Origin of the sequence: Tardiphaga sp. 709 (genome assembly GCF_032401055.1) — a bacterium.
In the GTDB taxonomy this organism is placed as follows: domain Bacteria; phylum Pseudomonadota; class Alphaproteobacteria; order Rhizobiales; family Xanthobacteraceae; genus Tardiphaga.
Map to the genome: position 1 here is coordinate 6,152,380 of NZ_CP135529.1, position 15,513 is coordinate 6,167,892.

Consider the following 15,513-nt stretch of genomic DNA (forward strand, 5'->3'; position numbering starts at 1 on the left):
GTAACATCGCGACAGGCCCGCCAGAGGCCATTGGGAGTGAAATGCATGAGACAGCTTGCTCGTCGGGGCGCGTCTTCGCGTCCATTTTTCAACGGGACACTCAACTCACATATAATACTGCACCGTTGGCTCCGAACATCCATCGCAGTCGCATTTGGTGCAACGTTGTTGGGCGGTGCCGCCAACGCACAGACCAAGGGCACACCAGATCATATCAAGGCGGTTACATCGGTAATCGATAGTGCCGCGATTACGGCCAATACGGCGACGTCCAAGGACTGGCCGACTTACGGCCTCGATTACGCCGAGACACGCTTCAGCAAGCTTAATCAGATCACCGCCGAAAACGTCAAAGATATCGGCCTGATGTGGACCTATAATCTGGAATCCATCCGCGGCGTTGAGGCGACGCCGCTGGTCGTCGACGGCATCATGTATGTATCTGCGCCTTGGAGTGTCGTGCATGCGGTCGATACCCGCACCGGCAAGCGGCTATGGACATTTGACCCACACGTCGATCGTGAGAAGGGCTATCGCGGCTGCTGCGACGTCGTGAACCGCGGTGTTGCGCTCTACAAGGGCAAGGTGTTCGTCGGTGCCTATGACGGCCGGTTGGTCGCGCTGGATGCGGCGACGGGCACGAAAGTCTGGGAGAAGGACACGGTCATCGACCGCAACATGTCCTATACGATCACCGGCGCGCCGCGTGTCTTCAACGGCAAGGTGGTGATCGGCAATGGTGGCGCCGAATATGGCGTGCGCGGTTACGTGACGGCCTATGACGCCGAGACTGGCAATCAGGCATGGCGCTGGTTCACGGTGCCCGGCGATCCCGCAAAGCCGTTCGAGGACGACTCGATGGCCGCCGCGGCGAAAACCTGGGATCCGGCGGGCAAATACTGGGTCAATGGCGGGGGTGGCTCGGCCTGGGATACGATCACCTTCGATCCCGACCTGAACATGGTCTATATCGGCACCGGCAACGGCTCGCCCTGGAATCGCAATCTGCGCAGTCCGGGAGGCGGCGATAATCTCTATCTCGGCTCAATTGTCGCGCTGAATGCCGATACCGGGAAATATCTCTGGCACTATCAGGAAACGCCCGGCGACAACTGGGACTACACCTCGACACAGCCGATGATTCTCGCCGATCTCACCATCGACGGCGCGCCGCGCAAGGTGGTGCTGCATGCGCCGAAGAACGGCTTCTTCTTCGTCATCGACCGCACCAACGGCAAGTTCATCTCTGCCAAGAACTTTGTCGATGTAAATTGGGCCACCGGCTACGACGCCAGCGGAAGACCGATCGAGGTGCCGGAGGCGCGCTCGGCGGACAAGTCCTTCGACAGCATTCCCGGACCGTTCGGTGCTCATAACTGGCATCCGATGTCGTTCAATCCGCAAACCGGGCTGGTCTATCTGCCGGCGCAGGGTGTGCCTTTGAATCTCACGGGCGAGAAGACGCTGGTGCAGAATGCGCCGGGCTCGAACAAGTTCGGCGGCACCACCGGCTGGAATGTCGGCTTCTCGCTCAACGCCGAGCCGCCGAAGAACCCGCCATTCGGTCGCCTGATCGCGTGGGATCCGGTGAAGCAGAAAGAAGCATGGCGCGCCGAATACATCGCGCCCTGGAATGGCGGTACGCTCACGACGGCCGGCAATCTCGTGTTCCAAGGGACCGCGGACGGCCGCTTCATCGCCTATAACGCCAGGACAGGCGAGAAGCTCTGGGAAACGCCGGTTGGCACCGGCGTGGTGGCTGCACCTGCGACCTATATGGTCGATGGCGTACAATACGTCTCGGTGGCGGTCGGGTGGGGCGGCGTGTTCGGCATCACTCAGCGCGCGACGGATCGTGAGGCGCCCGGCACGGTCTACACCTTTGCCATTGGTGGCAAGGCGCCGTTGCCGGCCTTCACCAAGTACCAGATCGGCAATCTGCTGACTGGCGTGAAGTACGATCCCACTCACGTCTCGGAGGGCACCTCGATCTATGTCAACGCCTGCGCGACCTGCCACGGTGTGCCGGGCGTGGACAAGGGCGGCAATGTGCCCAACCTGGGCTATGTCTCCACCGAGACCATCACCAACCTGAAGGACATCGTGTTCAACGGGCCGTTCAAGGACAAGGGCATGCCTGATTTTACCGGCAAGCTCACGGAAGCGGATGTGGTCAAGATCCAGGCCTTCATCCAGGGCACGGCCGACGCGATTAGGCCGAAATAAACACCATGCTGGACGGTTCGGCCCGATCGGGCCGTCCAGCATGTTCCCCCCGCGGCTGAAGTCGGGATATATTGGGACGCTCTGAAGTCCGGTCCCACAACCATGTCCTCTGCCATTACGGCATTCTTTCAGCGGGTCCGATCGTCCTCGCTCTCGATCGGCCAGCTGACCTTCAGCGGGTTCCTGCTGGTGTTGACGGTGATCCTCATCACCAGCATCGCCAGCGTGGTTGCGATCCGTCATATTGACAATACCTTCGCCGAGCTTGAGCGGCTGCAGAGCGTCGGCGATCTGGCCGAAAATATCGACCGTCGCCTCATCAGCCTGCGGCTGGCTGCACGCGATTTCGTCACCGATCCCGACGCACAGCCGGAAAAGGTCTCGCAGGCTGCCACGGCGCTCGGTGATCTCCTCAAGAAGACCCGGATCGAGCTTGCGCCCGAGCAGCGCGACATGATCGACGGTGTCGACGCGCGGTTGACCAAGTACCGCGAAGGGATTGAGCGCGTCTCATCGCTGATTGCACGCCGCTCCGCTATGCTGGCGACGCTCCCGCCGCTCCGCGAGCAATTCGAGAACGCCGTTCCGGATGTGACGAATTCAAATGCCGCCAAGGCCATGTTCCGTGCGCAGAACGAGATCGCGGCGGCTTTGCTGGCACGCGATCCGATCGGAGCCGAGCAGGCCGCACAGCGCATGCGTGCGCTGCCGATCAGCACGCCCGCACTTCGTGTGGCGGCCGATGCCTACACCGATGCAATCATTTCGATCTCGGAAACCGAGAGCGAGATCGCCGATCTCGACAGGGATGTGCTTGGCGCCGAAGGCCGATTGATCGGTCGGGTGACTGAACTATTGCGTGAGCTTAGCGCCCGTCGTGGCCGCGTCCTGTCGCGTGAATTCGCGCGCACGCTGACCGAGGCGAGATGGCAAAGTATCATTCTTGGCACGGCGGGCGTTCTGGTCGGGCTGCTGGCGGCACTTTTCGTGGTGCGGCGGATCGTGAAGCCGCTGAAGGCGATTGCCAAGTCGATCCGTGCGCTGGCCGGCGGCGCCAAGCACACGCCGATCCCGGCCATGGATCTGGAGAATGAAATCGGTGACATCGCGCGCGCCGCGGAGGTGTTCCGCAAGACGCTGGTCGATGCCGATGCCGCGCGCGAGGCGGCCTTGCATGCGCTGGCCGAGCAGAGGCTGGCGGAAGAAAGTTATCGCAAGCTGTTTGAAGGATCCGTCGACGGCATCTATGTGACGACGCCGGCAGGCGCGCTACTCAATGCCAATCCGGCACTGGCGCGGATGATGGGGTATGATTCACCGGAAGATCTGATCCGCGCCACGCTCGATATCTCGCGCAACATCTATGTCGATCCCGCGGCACGCGCCGAGTATCAACAGCGCATGGAAAGCGACGGCATGGTGCGCGAATTCGAGTATCAGGTCCGTCAACGGCACGACACGGTCCTCTGGCTGTCCGACAGCGCCACGGCGGTGCGCGACGAGAATGGCGAGGTTGTGCGCTATGAGGGAACAGTCCGTGACATCACCAACCAGAAACATGCCGAAGCCGCGATCAGGGAAGGCCGCAGGTTGCTGCAGCAGGTCATCGATACCGTTCCTGCCGTCATCAACGTAAAAGACACCGATCTGCGATATGTCCTGATGAACCGCTATATGGCGGGAATTTTCGGCATAGACCCCGGTGAGGCGATCGGGAAAACCACTGGCGAGTTGATGATGCGCTTTGGTGCGTCAAAGACCGACTCGCCTGACAAGATGGTGCTGGCGACCAGAAAGGGGCTCGGTTTCTACGAAGAGGAATACAAGGATGCTGCCGGCGTGATGCGGCAGTGGCTGGTCAACAAGCTGCCTTTGCTGACGGCCGATGGTGATATCCAGAACATCGTGACCGTGGCGCTCGATATCGGCCAGCGCAAGCGCAGCGAGCAGGAGATGCTCAAGGCCAAGGATGCCGCTGAGACGGCGCTACGCAATCTGCGTGAGACGCAGAATTCCTTGATTGAGGCGGAGAAGCTTGCGGCGCTTGGGCGGCTGGTTGCCGGCGTGGCTCATGAGGTCAATAATCCCGTGGGCATCAGCCTGACCGTGGCATCATCGCTGGAACGCAAGATCGCGCTGTTCGGCGAGGAGGTTGCGCGCGGCGAGCTGCGCCGCTCGACCCTGACCGAATTCATCGAGTCCAACCGCGATGCGGCGGCACAATTGGTCGCCAATCTCAATCGCGCGGCTGAGTTGATCCAGTCGTTCAAGCAGGTTTCCGCCGACCGTAATTATTCCGACCAGCGCGTCTTTGATCTCGCCGATCTCACAGAACAGGTGGTGATGAGTTTGAAGCCGGGATTACGAAAACAGAAGCTGGCGCTTTCGGTCGACTGCAAGCCGGGACTGACGATGAACAGCTATCCGGGTCCGTATGGTCAGGTGCTAACCAATCTATTCCTCAATTCCGTCGCTCATGCTTTCCCCGATGGCAATGGTGGCTCGGTCGAGATCAAGGTGCAGGAAGCCGGCAACGATCATGTGGAAATTCTTTTTGCGGATAACGGCGTCGGCATGAGCCCGGAGGTCCGGCGGCGCGCTTTCGACCCGTTCTTCACGACGCGCCGGGATCAGGGTGGCACGGGCCTGGGTCTGCACATCGTCTACAGCATCGTCACCAGCCGCCTCGGTGGTCGTCTGCACCTGCAGTCCGATCCGGGGCAGGGAACGCGCATTCAGATCATCCTGCCGCGCGTCGCGCCGCTGGAGATGGCTGCGGAATAGTAGACGCTGCTACTGCTGAAATTCTGCAAGCTTGCGTAGTGTTGCCCGAAATATCTGGCTGTGCTTGCCGACGAGCGCTGTGCCGTTCATCGTCGCCGACGTATCCGTGAAAGTACCCGACAGACCGATGCCGACCGGTTGGCTCTGGCCGCCGAAGAGTGGGCTCATGTCAGGACTGGGCGTATGCTGCATGACAGAAACCTCGCCCTTGAAGGTGCCGGCTTCCTTGTTGAGCACATAGGTACCGACATAGAACAGGTACGCGTCGCCGCCGAGCAGTTCGCCTTCGCGAAAGGTTACAACACCGCTGCCCTTGCCTGAACGCCCGTCGAGAAGCTCGACATGGATCGAGTAGAGTCCATTCTTCATAATAGCCCGATGGCGCGAACCCGTCCCTTGGTTGCGCAATCAGAAGTATTGCAAAGACCATATACCAACGTCAACGCATTCGCGGGCGCTGTTGGTGCACGAGCGAAAGACCGAGTGACGCAGGCGCGCTCGCTTGCCGCCTTGGCACTTCGCGACGAGGGCGTTCTTAAATACCTCTGCCATTGAAGTTATCACCACAAATTCGCTGCAGTGCGAAGAGAGCCTGCGGGTGCTAACGGAGAATCGCCTATCGTTTGATTGGGCGTCTGTCGCGAAGTTGAAGCGCAGCCGTTCTTCGATAGTCGTATGATGCGCTTTGCGTGAGTGACTACAGAAGAGGCGGGTCTCGCCCGCGACAAACCTGAACATCATTGTGCCGGCCGGGGGCTGGAGCAAGCAAATGAGCGACTGGATGACTTCCGGCGCCGACGCGCCGTGTTCGCTAACTACTATCTCTCACGATCGACGCGTCCGGCGTCGTGCAGGCTGGCTGAAGCTGGGAGCGCCGACCTTGTGTGTTGCGGCTCTGTTATCAGTGCCGCTGATGCAATCGGTCGCTGCGCGCGATCGCGGACAATTCGCCAACACCAGCCCCGATCTGAAAGCCTGGTTCGATAGTCTGCGCAGCGGCAAGGGGCCGTGTTGTTCCGATGCCGATGGCAGTGCGGTCAGCGATGTGGATTGGGAATCCAATAGCGGGCACTACAAGGTGCGGATCGACGGGACGTGGCTCGATGTACCTGACGAAGCTGTCATCACGGTGCCGAACCGCGTCGGTCGCACTATGGTGTGGCCGATACAGGGCTCGTCCGGCACAGTGATCCGTTGCTTCATGCCAGGTAGCATGACGTAGCTGGTCACGACGCCCGGCGGACCGATGCGAGCGCGGCGATCAGCGAGATCGTCGCGAGGACAATGACCACTGCGCCATAGATATCGAGCGTGAGCGGCAGGCCGAGCGTCGGGATTGCCAAGCCTGCGACGATAGTCGGCAGGCTGAAGGCAAGATAGCAGATGATGAAGATCACGGAGAGCAATCCAGCGCGTTCATGCGCGGGGACAAGTGGCACAACGGTCCGGATGCTGCCGAAGAAGCCGGCGCCGAAGCCAAAGCCGGCAATGACGGTGCCAACCAATAGTTGCGGGATGCTTTGTGTATAGACCCCACCCAGCGTGATCAGCACGCCGAGAATAAGACACGCCATGCTGCGGATCAGAATGATGGTGCCAGGCCATTTGCGCGCCACCAGCATCGAGGCGGCACCGCTCAAGGTCAGCGCTGTCACGGCGAGTCCGCCAAGGAGAGGCGAATTCGATCCGGTGATGAGCCGGAGCAGCGAGGGCATTAGCGACAGATAGAACCCGCCCAACGCCCAGACGGCAATGTTGCCCGGCGAGACCAGGGTCAAGGGTTGTCGCACGTAAGGCGGTACGGTCACGATCGGTCGGAGCGATGCCCATGCGCCGGATCGACGGGCGACCGTTTCCGGCATCCACCACAGCAGAATGGCTTGTATGAGCGTTGCTGCGAGGAGCAGCAGATAGACCAGCTGCGTCGGCATTGGCGCGTAGCTGACGAGCACACCGGATAGCAACGCGCCGATCCCTGTGCCCGTGACGGGCGTCAGGCTGTTCATCAGCGATCCATGCACGCGGTTCAGGTCGAGCATGGCTGCACCGATGGTGCCGAAGGCAATGCCGGTCGCAAATCCCTGAATGGTACGGGCAGTGATCAGTGCAACGACGGAATCCGCAGTGATGAAAACCAGCAGTGCCACAACATTCAGGATTAGCGCGGAGAACATTACGGGGCGACGGCCGATGTAATCCGACAATCCACCGACCGTCAGCAGCGCCACCAGCAGACTGAGCGCATAGGCGGAGAACACCGTCGTGACCATAACCGGCGAGAGATGCCAGTGGTCCTGATAGATCCGGTAGAGCGGTGTCGGCGCGCTGGCGAACATGGCGACAGTGCCGAGCGTTGCGATCTGAAAAATAATGGCAGCGCGACGCGTCATCACGCCTTTCGGCCGGGCGTCGAGATTGCTGGACATCGGGGAAGGGACCTAATGGGCAAGGTGGGGCAAGCCCAATGGTCGCTTCCGTCCTTGATTGATTTACCGCTGTCCAATGCTCGCTCAGGTGATGCGCGGAGCAACAGCGGACGAAGATGATGCATGTACGGCCGGGCCTTCACAACGGCGGCTGGCTCGCGCGCCCTGTGCGAGATTGCATGGCTCGTCTGGATCGCGCCCCTTAACACCGCGCGAATCTTTCCTATACTCAGGGTGTCACGAACAATGAAAGGAGGTGGTCCAGTGTCTAATTCCAAGCGCTGTCACCTCGCTGAGGCCGCCCGCTAGGCTCACTCTTTGAGCTTCGGAAGGGCGTCTCGGCGCCTGGTTCAGCGAGAACAGGGAAGGGGCGCGCCGAGTGATCGGTGCGCCCTTTCTTCTGAGCGCAAACCTGTCGCGCCGTGAAACATGACGCTTGATCTGCCGGTCATCCGTGACAATCTATCAGACGTTGCTTGTGTCCGGAGTAGCAGCAATGCCGGGAACACCGCGCGATCTGGCGGAGAGAATGGCCGCGCGCCAGCAGCGGCGTGCCATTGATGACGGCTATGTGCGCGAGAGCTTCACACAGCCACGCGAAAATGCCCGCAAGACGGCGCGGGCGTTTCTGGATCGGTTCCCGAAGCAAGCCTACATGAGCGAAGTCGAGCGCTGGCGCGAGCTGCCGGACGGCGACATTGAATTTACGATGCGGCGGCTGCGGACCGCTGATTGAGCTGACACGCTGCGATCATCTGGCTGATGTCGTGCTCGCTCATGCCTGTAGCGTCCGATTTTTCGACTGCATCGGAGGCACATGCATGGATCGCATAGCCGATATCGAGAAGACGACGCGGCGGATCTTCCTCGCCCAGGCCGACCTCCGTCACCAAGCCACTCTCGACGGCATGCCGCCAGACATCGGATTTGTTGGGGAAGGCCTTACTGACTTTGACCGAATTTGAAAACAGCGCGTAGGGCATGCGGCAACCTCCGTGATGAGGCGATAACGCGGAATATGGCATCTGGTTGCACTGCAGCAAGCCCGACTTTCGTTACCCACGAGGTCGTGATGATCGGTCGGCTGTCAGTCCCGCTGGGTAATCTGCAATTCCAGCAGCGCCATGGTCTGGAGCATCGTGGGATCGCGTTCGCCCTCGCTTGTGGTGCGCAGGATGCTTTCGGCGATGGATTGCACGTGAGCGGAGTTGACGGGATGCGGCAGCGTTGAAACAGCTCCGTCCAGCGCCTGTTTCATCACTGAGATCGTGTCTGGCGGAAACGCGGCATGGGAAAAGTTTTTCACGGCGGCTCCGGGGTTCAAACGGATAAACGCACCCAACTGTCAATGGGACAAGAGTTGGCGTGCGCGAACGTTCCTGCCGCAAAGTTGGGCAGATCCGTGCAGCGGCGTCGGCTGCCGCGTGTCGGCGCCAGGTTCCAGAAATGGTCGCAGGGATGTCAGGATTCGGTGTCAGCCGGCCGGGCGGCTTTCTTCTTGGCGCCCTGTCGCAGAAATGTCGCGCCGATCTCCTCGCCATTGACCCAGGCCAGCTCGCAGCGACGGAACGCCAGTCCTGTGGACGACAGCAGCAGGAAGAATTCCTTGAGATTGATACCCTCGATCGAACTCTCGACGATAAGGCGTGCGCCCGTCTCGGACACGTCCATGATGCGGCAGCTGCGGCGCCATGTGCCATCAATGGCCATGAGCCAGACAGGGAAACCGCGCTCGAACGCGACGCGGCCAGCATTTGGTTTTTCAGGGGTCATCGACGCTTCCTTGGCGCCGGGGATTTTAAATTGGATGGTGGTAACGGCTGGTAAATGCCGCTGACGGCAGACTTTGCGGTTCAGCACGCCATCAAGATGTTGTTTTCAAAGAGCGCCGCGGCGCACAGCCTTATTCGGTTGAATGGTGCAACCGCAACGACGGGTTTCAGACGCGGCGGTTGTGAAGGTGCGCGTTAACGGAATGGTTACAAGCTGGTGCAATGTAAAGTGGAATCCATGGCTTGTTGAAGGGCCTCGGCGGAGCACGTTACTGCATGAACACGCCAGCTGCCCTGATATCTGCCGGCGTGGGTGCAGCGTTTTTTGCGGCCGCATCCGTGTTTTATTATCAGCCGTCCTTCATTCGGCCCGACTATGCGCTGGATGCCATCCTGACAACCAATCACTCGAAGGCGCGTGCTGCAGTCACGCGACTCTTGCTCAACCCGTCATCTGCGCAATTCGATGGCTTGCGGTCGGTCCAGGTCGATACCAGGAAATATGTTTGCGGCAGCGTGAACGCCAAGGACAAATCGGGAGCTTACAGCGGGCATCGAGCTTTCGTTTACACGGTCGCCATCGACTTTGCGCGTATCGACGACGATGGAGAGATTGCGCAACGGCACGATGCGTACAAGGCTTGTCCGGTCTCTGAAGAAGAAGAGAAGCTGGCTCAACAGAAGATCGGCATATCACCCAGTGCGCTCCAGGCGATCAAGCTGGTTCAAAAGACACTGCCGACAGCCGATCCGTCAGTGCTCACGAACATGGCGTCGCAACTATCGCCAGCGGGCAGTGGACCGGCCGGGACGACCGAGCAGCAACTCGGCCGTCTGGCAGGCCAACCCGGCTCGGGTGGGCAACAATCGGAAACCCAGACATTCAATCGCACGCCCGGCCCCGAAGCCGACTGGCGTGCCGACAAGCCGCCGACCGCCTGGCCAGTCTTTCCGCCGGACCACGTATTGGCGAAGCCTGCCCAGAAACGAACGAATGCCGAGGCGTTGGCGCTGGCAAAATCGGTCGAAGATCTCTGGGTAAAGTCCAAAGCGGGAACCTCATCTCAGCGGCCTTCGCTGGACGAACTTCGAGAGGCCCTTCGGGCTCTGATCGCCATCGATGCCAAGAGTGCCGAGTTTCCCCGCGCTTGGGCGGCATTCATCCGGTTGCGGATGATCGAGCGCGAAGCGAGCGCTTAGTCTCTGGAAAAGCCGAATGGACACAGGCGTTTAAGGGCACCTGTCATGGTGCACTCGGAGCGATTCGAACGCCCGACCCTCGGAATCGAAATCCGATGCTCTATCCAGCTGAGCTACGAGTGCGACGGCGGCACCATAGCGGCGAAAGTCGCAAAAGCTAGCCCCGCGATGAGGAGCGCAGCGGTTTTGCCTAACGTCAGGGGGCTGCTCGCGATAGTCTGCCTTTATGAATCAAGGCCGACTCAAATCCGGTCCGGCGGATTTCGTCCTGTCCGGGTGGCTACCGACTGCGCTGCTTCTGATCGTGACCCTGGTGGTCGGTCCCGCGCTGGGCGGCCTGTCGCGTCCGCTCTTCGTGGTCGGCTGCGCGGCTGCTGGCTGGCTGGCCTGGCAACGCAGCACCGCGGCCCATATCCAGTCGGCCATCCTTCTGTTTGCCTTCGCACCATTCGTGCGGCGTGTGGTCGATGTGTCGGTGGGCTACGACGCCGCCAGCATCATGCTGATCGGACCGCTGCTATTTATCCTGACGCCGTTACCGAGCCTGTGGACGTTGCTGTCGTCCCGCGAGCAGTTGCGCGATCCCTGGCTGATCGCGCCGGCTATCGTGCTGGCCTGCATCGCTTACGGTGCCATGCTGTCGGTTTTTCAGAATGACTGGATGAGCGCGGCGACAGGTGCGTTGAAGTGGGCGGCACCTGTGCTTTACGGCATCGCTTTGCAGCAGCGCGCAAGGTCCGACGGCGAACTCGTCAATGCCATGGCGCGTATCTTTCTGGTCGTGCTGCCGCTGACGGGTCTCTACGGCATCTGGCAATATGTCGATCCGCCGAGTTGGGATCGGTTCTGGATGAACTACGCCTCGATCCTGTCGGCAGGGTATCCGTTGCCCTATATGGTGCGCGTCTTCAGCACGATGAACGGGCCCGCCACTTACGCGACCTTCACCGCAACGGGACTGCTGTTGCTGGGCTTCCTGAGACCGGGATGGCAGTCGCTGATTGCCCTGGCGCCCGCGGCACTGGGCCTGTTGCTGTCGCTGTATCGGACCGGCTGGATCGCGCTCGCGCTGGCCGTGGTGTTCTGCATGGTGTTTCAATCCACGCGGCGGCGGGCGCTTGCGACCGGACTTGGCATCGTCGGTGCAGCCATGGCCGCGGTCCTGTTCACGCCCTTCGGCGATGTGATCACCGAGCGGCTGCAGTCGCTCGGCAGCGGTTCCGAGGATGGCAGCGGCAACGAGCGTCTCGAAGAATTCGTGACGCTGTGGAATACACCTGACAGCATGGTGGTGGGGTCTGGCTTCAGCTTCACCGATATCGGTGTCGCGGGCACTATGCCGGTCGATGGCCAGATCATTGCGAGCTGGCTCACGCTCGGCATTCCCATCGGACTACTTTGTTTGGCAGCCTATATTTGGGTCGGGGTCTGGAGCACGTCTGCGGCATGGCGGATGCCGACCAAAGAAGGCGTGGTGCTCGGTGCTCTCTCGCTCGGCGGTATCCTGATTCACTTGCCCCTGACCAGTATCTCGTCAGGTGAGATATCGGCCCTGTTCTGGATGATCTTCGCGATGGCCTGTCCGCACGACCAAACTGCCAGACCTGCCGAGGATGCCGCGATGCCCCTGGAGCAGGCGCGGACCGGCAGAGTTTAGTCCGATCGGGCCGCCTGGCTGACAAGCGGAGCGGGTGCAGGTTTGCGCTTCGGCAGTGGCGCAAGCCCGAGTGGTGCGAGCAGGTTCAGCCGCTGCAACACGACATGGGCTACCATGGGCAAGATCACGCCGGCCGCGGTGCCTGCGAGGAGATAGATCCACGGCATTGGCGGCACGTGCAGCATCTGCATGATGATCCGTGTTCCGGATCCCGCCATGATGTGCAGGACATAGATCGTCATGGACATCACGCCGACGAGTGCAAGCCAGCGATGCCGGGTTTCGTTGAGCAACTTGCAAAGCAGCACCACGCCGGTGATGCCGAGGATACATGCCGGAAGCGATGCTATGCCATTTGCGTCGAAGCCGGAGAGATGTCCTCCAGCGGCAACCCCAGCAGTGAAAGCGGCGGCGATCACGGTCAACATGGTCCAGCCCGTTCTCCCACGAGGCTGCCACGCCATCACAATGCGGGTTGCATAGAGACCTGCGACATAAAACGGCAGGTGATGCATCGTGAGCGCAAGATCGGGCCGGATCGGCAACAGCATGAATATGATCAGGCCAGCGAGCGCGACGACAATCATGATGGTGCGATTGGGAATGAGTACCGCCAATATGTGGCAGATCATCAGGGCATATAGAAACCAGAATTGCGCCATCGGCCGATACCAGATCGCCACGAGGTCGCTGGTGGTGATCGGAATATTGGCATTGCGCGATATCAGCATGATCACGCCGCCCTGGATCAGCGACCAAAGCACATAGGGATAGGCGATCGTCCACGCCTTACTGCTGAGGAATGCTCGAGTGCCGCGTGTAAGGCTATGCTGTACGTTCAGGCCCGCGAGAAAGAAGAACAGCGGCATGTGGAACGTGTAGAGCGTATAGCTCATCCACTGCGCGAGCGGCCCGTCAGGAAACAGATGTGGCGGTATCAGGCCGCCGAGTACGTGGCCATAGACCACGAGAATGACGCCTATACCGCGAGCAAAATCAATCCAGACCTGACGCGTGCGATCGGTCTGCGATCTTGGTGCTTCTGCATCTTCGGCTGGCGATAGTTGCATCGTAGGACATCGCTGGTTCTGAATATCTGGATCAGCAAGACAACATACGCCGAGAGCCGTACACCATCGTTAACGCCGATCCATGAAATGGCGGTCGGGCGTTCATAGGTGCTTTTCTGGAAAACAGGCTTGATTTATCGGCCATTTCGGTGCCCATCTGCGCCGACAAGCTGTCGGCAAGCCGTTCTGTGGCCAGTTCGGTCTCTGCCACATGTTCGAGGACTACCTGTGACTGACTACGTTCGCAAAATCCTGGACAGCCGCGTCTACGACGTCGCGATCCAGACGCCGCTGGACCCGATGGTTCGGCTGACCGCGCGCATGGGAAGCCCCGTGCTGCTCAAGCGCGAGGATTTGCAGCCGGTGTTCTCGTTTAAGATTCGTGGCGCGTACAACCGCATTGCGGGGCTGTCTGCGGAGCAGCGCGCGGCCGGCGTGATTTGCGCGTCGGCTGGCAATCATGCGCAGGGCGTGGCGCTGTCGGCGCAGCGGCTCGGGATCAAGGCAACCATCGTGATGCCAGTGACCACGCCGCCAATCAAGATCGATGCTGTCAGATATTGGGGCGGCAATGCCGTGCTGTTCGGCGACACGTTTGACGAAGCAGCGGCGCATGCGCGCAAGCTCGAGGCCGAGCAGAAGCTGACCTTCGTGCATCCCTATGACGATCCCGACGTGATCGCGGGGCAGGGCACCATCGGCATGGAAATCCTGCAGCAGCATCCCGATCCCATCGAGGCGGTGTTCGTGCCGATCGGCGGCGGCGGGCTTGCGGCCGGCGTTGCCTCCTTCATCAAATTTCTGCGCCCGGAGACCAAGGTCATCGGTGTCGAGCCCGTCGATGCCGCATCGATGAAAGCCGCGATAGATGCTGGCGAGCGCGTCGTTCTCAATCGCGTCGGTTTGTTCGCTGACGGTGTGGCCGTGCGCCAGGCTGGGGTCGAAACATTCCGTCTCTGCCGTGAATTGCTTGATGATGTGATCACGGCCGACACCGACGAGATGTGCGCCGCCATCAAGGATATTTTCGAGGATATGCGCGTGATCGCGGAGCCGGCCGGCGCCTTGGCGCTGGCAGGACTGAAGAGCTATGCCGCGAACAATCCCACGCGCACGGGGGCGCTGGTCGCCATCAACAGCGGCGCCAACATGAATTTCGATCGCCTGCGGCACGTCGCAGAGCGTGCCGAGGTCGGTGAAGCGCGTGAGATCCTGCTGGGCGTGACCATTCCGGAGCAGCCCGGCAGCTATCGCCGCTTTATTCAGACCATCGGCAATCACAACATCACCGAGTTCAACTATCGCTATGCCGACGCCAAGGAAGCCAATGTCTTTGTCGGCCTGAAGCTGAGTGGCGCCAAGAACGACAAGGGCGAGCTGATCGGGCAGTTGCAGGCGCTCGGTTACAAGGTGCTGGACATCAGCGCGGACGAAACCGCCAAGTTGCACATCCGCTATATGGTTGGCGGGCGAGCACCGCCGGCTTTGCGGGACGAGGTTATCCTGCGCTTCGAGTTTCCGGAGCGTCCGGGCGCCTTGCTGAAATTTCTCGACCAGATGGGCGCGGACTGGAACATCACGCTGTTCCATTACCGCAATCACGGTGCGGATTATGGCCGGGTGCTGGTTGGCATTGAAGTTCCGCAGGCCGACCGGCCGACCCTGACGCAGCGGCTGACGTCGCTCGGCTATCCCTATGAGGACGAAACGCAAAATCCGGTCTACCGGATGTTCCTGAACGGCTAGGCCGGGTAGGGCAGACAGTGAGGCAGGGCCGATTTCTGCCTTTTTTCGCTCAAAGCCGATGCTTAACGGAATACTAGCACTGTCCGGCGAGAGTCGGGCGGTGTGCTGATGCCGGAATGGGCGTTGGCTTGGGTCCCCTTACCGGTTTCATCGCGTGATGCGCCTTTCGCTGCTGCCTGTGCTGATGTCGTTGTTGGTGCTATCCGTGGCTCCGGCCAAGGCCGATTTGCGCATCACCCGCGACCATGGCGGCTATGTCGAGGAATACAAGGCCAAGTATGAGCGCATCCGCGACCGCAAGGAGCGGGTGATTATCGACGGCATCTGCAATTCGGCCTGCACGCTGGTGTTCGGCATCGTGCCGATGAACAAGGTCTGCGTGACTCCGCGGGCCAGTCTCGGCTTCCATCAGGCCTATTACGACAAGGCTTTCACCTTCGGCATGAAGGTGATCAGCTACGAAGGCACCTCGGACCTGATGGCCTATTATCCGCCGCCGGTGAAAGACTGGCTTGCGCGTAACGGCGGTCTCACGCCGGAAATGAAGAAGATCAAGAACGGCATGGATCTCTGGAAGATCGTCGATCCATGCCCGGAAGAGTTTTTCTAGCTCTCAATCTTCAATCGACCTG

14 protein-coding genes and 1 tRNA gene are annotated in these 15,513 nt (G+C 60.5%); 8 read left to right on the forward strand and 7 right to left on the reverse strand.

Translation table 11 applies throughout. The features are described from left to right. Positions 1 to 165 precede the first annotated feature (165 nt). Positions 166 to 2,226, forward strand: coding sequence for a PQQ-dependent dehydrogenase, methanol/ethanol family (locus RSO67_RS29410; protein ID WP_410001791.1), 2,061 nt, complete (start codon positions 166 to 168; stop codon positions 2,224 to 2,226). Positions 2,227 to 2,328: 102 nt separating this feature from the next. Next, a complete protein-coding gene (locus RSO67_RS29415) occupies positions 2,329 to 5,010 on the forward strand; it encodes a PAS domain S-box protein (RefSeq protein ID WP_315841737.1) in 2,682 nt (893 codons plus the stop codon). A 9-nt stretch (positions 5,011 to 5,019) separates the two neighbouring features. On the opposite strand, the gene RSO67_RS29420 is transcribed toward RSO67_RS29415, so the two are convergent. Continuing rightward, the gene (locus tag RSO67_RS29420; RefSeq protein ID WP_089267259.1) at positions 5,020 to 5,379 is read right to left on the reverse strand and encodes a GrlR family regulatory protein; all 360 of its coding nucleotides are present in this window, start codon (positions 5,377 to 5,379) and stop codon (positions 5,020 to 5,022) included. A gap of 400 nt (positions 5,380 to 5,779) precedes the next feature. On the opposite strand from RSO67_RS29420, the gene RSO67_RS29425 reads away from it, so the two are divergent. Then, entirely contained in the window at positions 5,780 to 6,232 is a 453-nt protein-coding gene (locus RSO67_RS29425) for a hypothetical protein (RefSeq protein WP_315841738.1), read from the forward strand. 4 nt (positions 6,233 to 6,236) lie between these two features. Here the strand turns inward: RSO67_RS29425 and RSO67_RS29430 are convergent, their stop codons facing one another. Then, positions 6,237 to 7,436: an MFS transporter gene (locus tag RSO67_RS29430; protein ID WP_315841739.1), complete on the reverse strand. Its 1,200-nt coding sequence runs from the start codon at positions 7,434 to 7,436 to the stop codon at positions 6,237 to 6,239. Between the two features lie 496 nt (positions 7,437 to 7,932). Here RSO67_RS29430 and RSO67_RS29435 point away from each other — a divergent pair, with 496 nt between their 5' ends. Further along, positions 7,933 to 8,172, forward strand: coding sequence for a hypothetical protein (locus RSO67_RS29435; protein WP_093758827.1), 240 nt, complete (start codon positions 7,933 to 7,935; stop codon positions 8,170 to 8,172). Here RSO67_RS29435 and RSO67_RS29440 read toward each other — a convergent pair. The 3 genes from RSO67_RS29440 to RSO67_RS29450 form a co-directional block, all read right to left on the reverse strand. Then, positions 8,141 to 8,419: a hypothetical protein gene (locus RSO67_RS29440; protein ID WP_315841740.1), complete on the reverse strand. Its 279-nt coding sequence runs from the start codon at positions 8,417 to 8,419 to the stop codon at positions 8,141 to 8,143. The two genes, RSO67_RS29435 and RSO67_RS29440, sit on opposite strands and share 32 nt — an antisense overlap. Before the next feature lie 104 nt (positions 8,420 to 8,523). After that, on the reverse strand, positions 8,524 to 8,694 hold the full coding sequence (locus tag RSO67_RS29445; protein ID WP_410001792.1) for a hypothetical protein: 171 nt from the start codon (positions 8,692 to 8,694) through the stop codon (positions 8,524 to 8,526). A gap of 203 nt (positions 8,695 to 8,897) precedes the next feature. Next, on the reverse strand, positions 8,898 to 9,209 hold the full coding sequence (locus RSO67_RS29450; RefSeq protein WP_089267262.1) for a pilus assembly protein PilZ: 312 nt from the start codon (positions 9,207 to 9,209) through the stop codon (positions 8,898 to 8,900). Positions 9,210 to 9,724: 515 nt separating this feature from the next. Here RSO67_RS29450 and RSO67_RS29455 point away from each other — a divergent pair. Continuing rightward, positions 9,725 to 10,408, forward strand: a complete 684-nt coding sequence (locus RSO67_RS29455) for a hypothetical protein (protein ID WP_315841741.1) — start codon at positions 9,725 to 9,727, stop codon at positions 10,406 to 10,408. A 46-nt stretch (positions 10,409 to 10,454) separates the two neighbouring features. Here RSO67_RS29455 and RSO67_RS29460 read toward each other — a convergent pair. After that, a tRNA-Arg gene (locus RSO67_RS29460) sits at positions 10,455 to 10,531 on the reverse strand. A gap of 103 nt (positions 10,532 to 10,634) precedes the next feature. Here RSO67_RS29460 and RSO67_RS29465 point away from each other — a divergent pair. Further along, entirely contained in the window at positions 10,635 to 12,065 is a 1,431-nt protein-coding gene (locus tag RSO67_RS29465) for an O-antigen ligase family protein (RefSeq protein ID WP_315841742.1), read from the forward strand. Here RSO67_RS29465 and RSO67_RS29470 read toward each other — a convergent pair. Further along, positions 12,062 to 13,135: an acyltransferase gene (locus RSO67_RS29470; protein ID WP_315841743.1), complete on the reverse strand. Its 1,074-nt coding sequence runs from the start codon at positions 13,133 to 13,135 to the stop codon at positions 12,062 to 12,064. The two genes, RSO67_RS29465 and RSO67_RS29470, sit on opposite strands and share 4 nt — an antisense overlap. A 228-nt stretch (positions 13,136 to 13,363) precedes the next feature. On the opposite strand from RSO67_RS29470, the gene ilvA reads away from it, so the two are divergent. Together ilvA and RSO67_RS29480 are read left to right on the forward strand one after the other, a co-directional pair. Continuing rightward, a complete protein-coding gene (ilvA, locus tag RSO67_RS29475; RefSeq protein ID WP_068730692.1) occupies positions 13,364 to 14,881 on the forward strand; it encodes a threonine ammonia-lyase, biosynthetic in 1,518 nt (505 codons plus the stop codon). Positions 14,882 to 15,038: 157 nt separating this feature from the next. Then, on the forward strand, positions 15,039 to 15,491 hold the full coding sequence (locus RSO67_RS29480) for a hypothetical protein (RefSeq protein WP_089267265.1): 453 nt from the start codon (positions 15,039 to 15,041) through the stop codon (positions 15,489 to 15,491). Positions 15,492 to 15,513 lie beyond the last annotated feature (22 nt).

What these genes read in the sequence shown, in the direction of transcription:
- RSO67_RS29480 (WP_089267265.1), top strand. Translation starts at nt 15,039, where the DNA reads ATGCGCCTTTCGCTGCTGCCTGTGCTGATGTCGTTGTTGGTGCTATCC.
- RSO67_RS29420 (WP_089267259.1), bottom strand. Translation starts at nt 5,379, where the DNA reads ATGAAGAATGGACTCTACTCGATCCATGTCGAGCTTCTCGACGGGCGT.
- RSO67_RS29470 (WP_315841743.1), bottom strand. Translation starts at nt 13,135, where the DNA reads ATGCAACTATCGCCAGCCGAAGATGCAGAAGCACCAAGATCGCAGACC.
- RSO67_RS29430 (WP_315841739.1), bottom strand. Translation starts at nt 7,436, where the DNA reads ATGTCCAGCAATCTCGACGCCCGGCCGAAAGGCGTGATGACGCGTCGC.
- RSO67_RS29445 (WP_410001792.1), bottom strand. Translation starts at nt 8,694, where the DNA reads ATGAAACAGGCGCTGGACGGAGCTGTTTCAACGCTGCCGCATCCCGTC.
- RSO67_RS29465 (WP_315841742.1), top strand. Translation starts at nt 10,635, where the DNA reads ATGAATCAAGGCCGACTCAAATCCGGTCCGGCGGATTTCGTCCTGTCC.
- RSO67_RS29435 (WP_093758827.1), top strand. Translation starts at nt 7,933, where the DNA reads ATGCCGGGAACACCGCGCGATCTGGCGGAGAGAATGGCCGCGCGCCAG.
- RSO67_RS29450 (WP_089267262.1), bottom strand. Translation starts at nt 9,209, where the DNA reads ATGACCCCTGAAAAACCAAATGCTGGCCGCGTCGCGTTCGAGCGCGGT.
- RSO67_RS29425 (WP_315841738.1), top strand. Translation starts at nt 5,780, where the DNA reads ATGAGCGACTGGATGACTTCCGGCGCCGACGCGCCGTGTTCGCTAACT.
- RSO67_RS29440 (WP_315841740.1), bottom strand. Translation starts at nt 8,419, where the DNA reads ATGCCCTACGCGCTGTTTTCAAATTCGGTCAAAGTCAGTAAGGCCTTC.
- RSO67_RS29415 (WP_315841737.1), top strand. Translation starts at nt 2,329, where the DNA reads ATGTCCTCTGCCATTACGGCATTCTTTCAGCGGGTCCGATCGTCCTCG.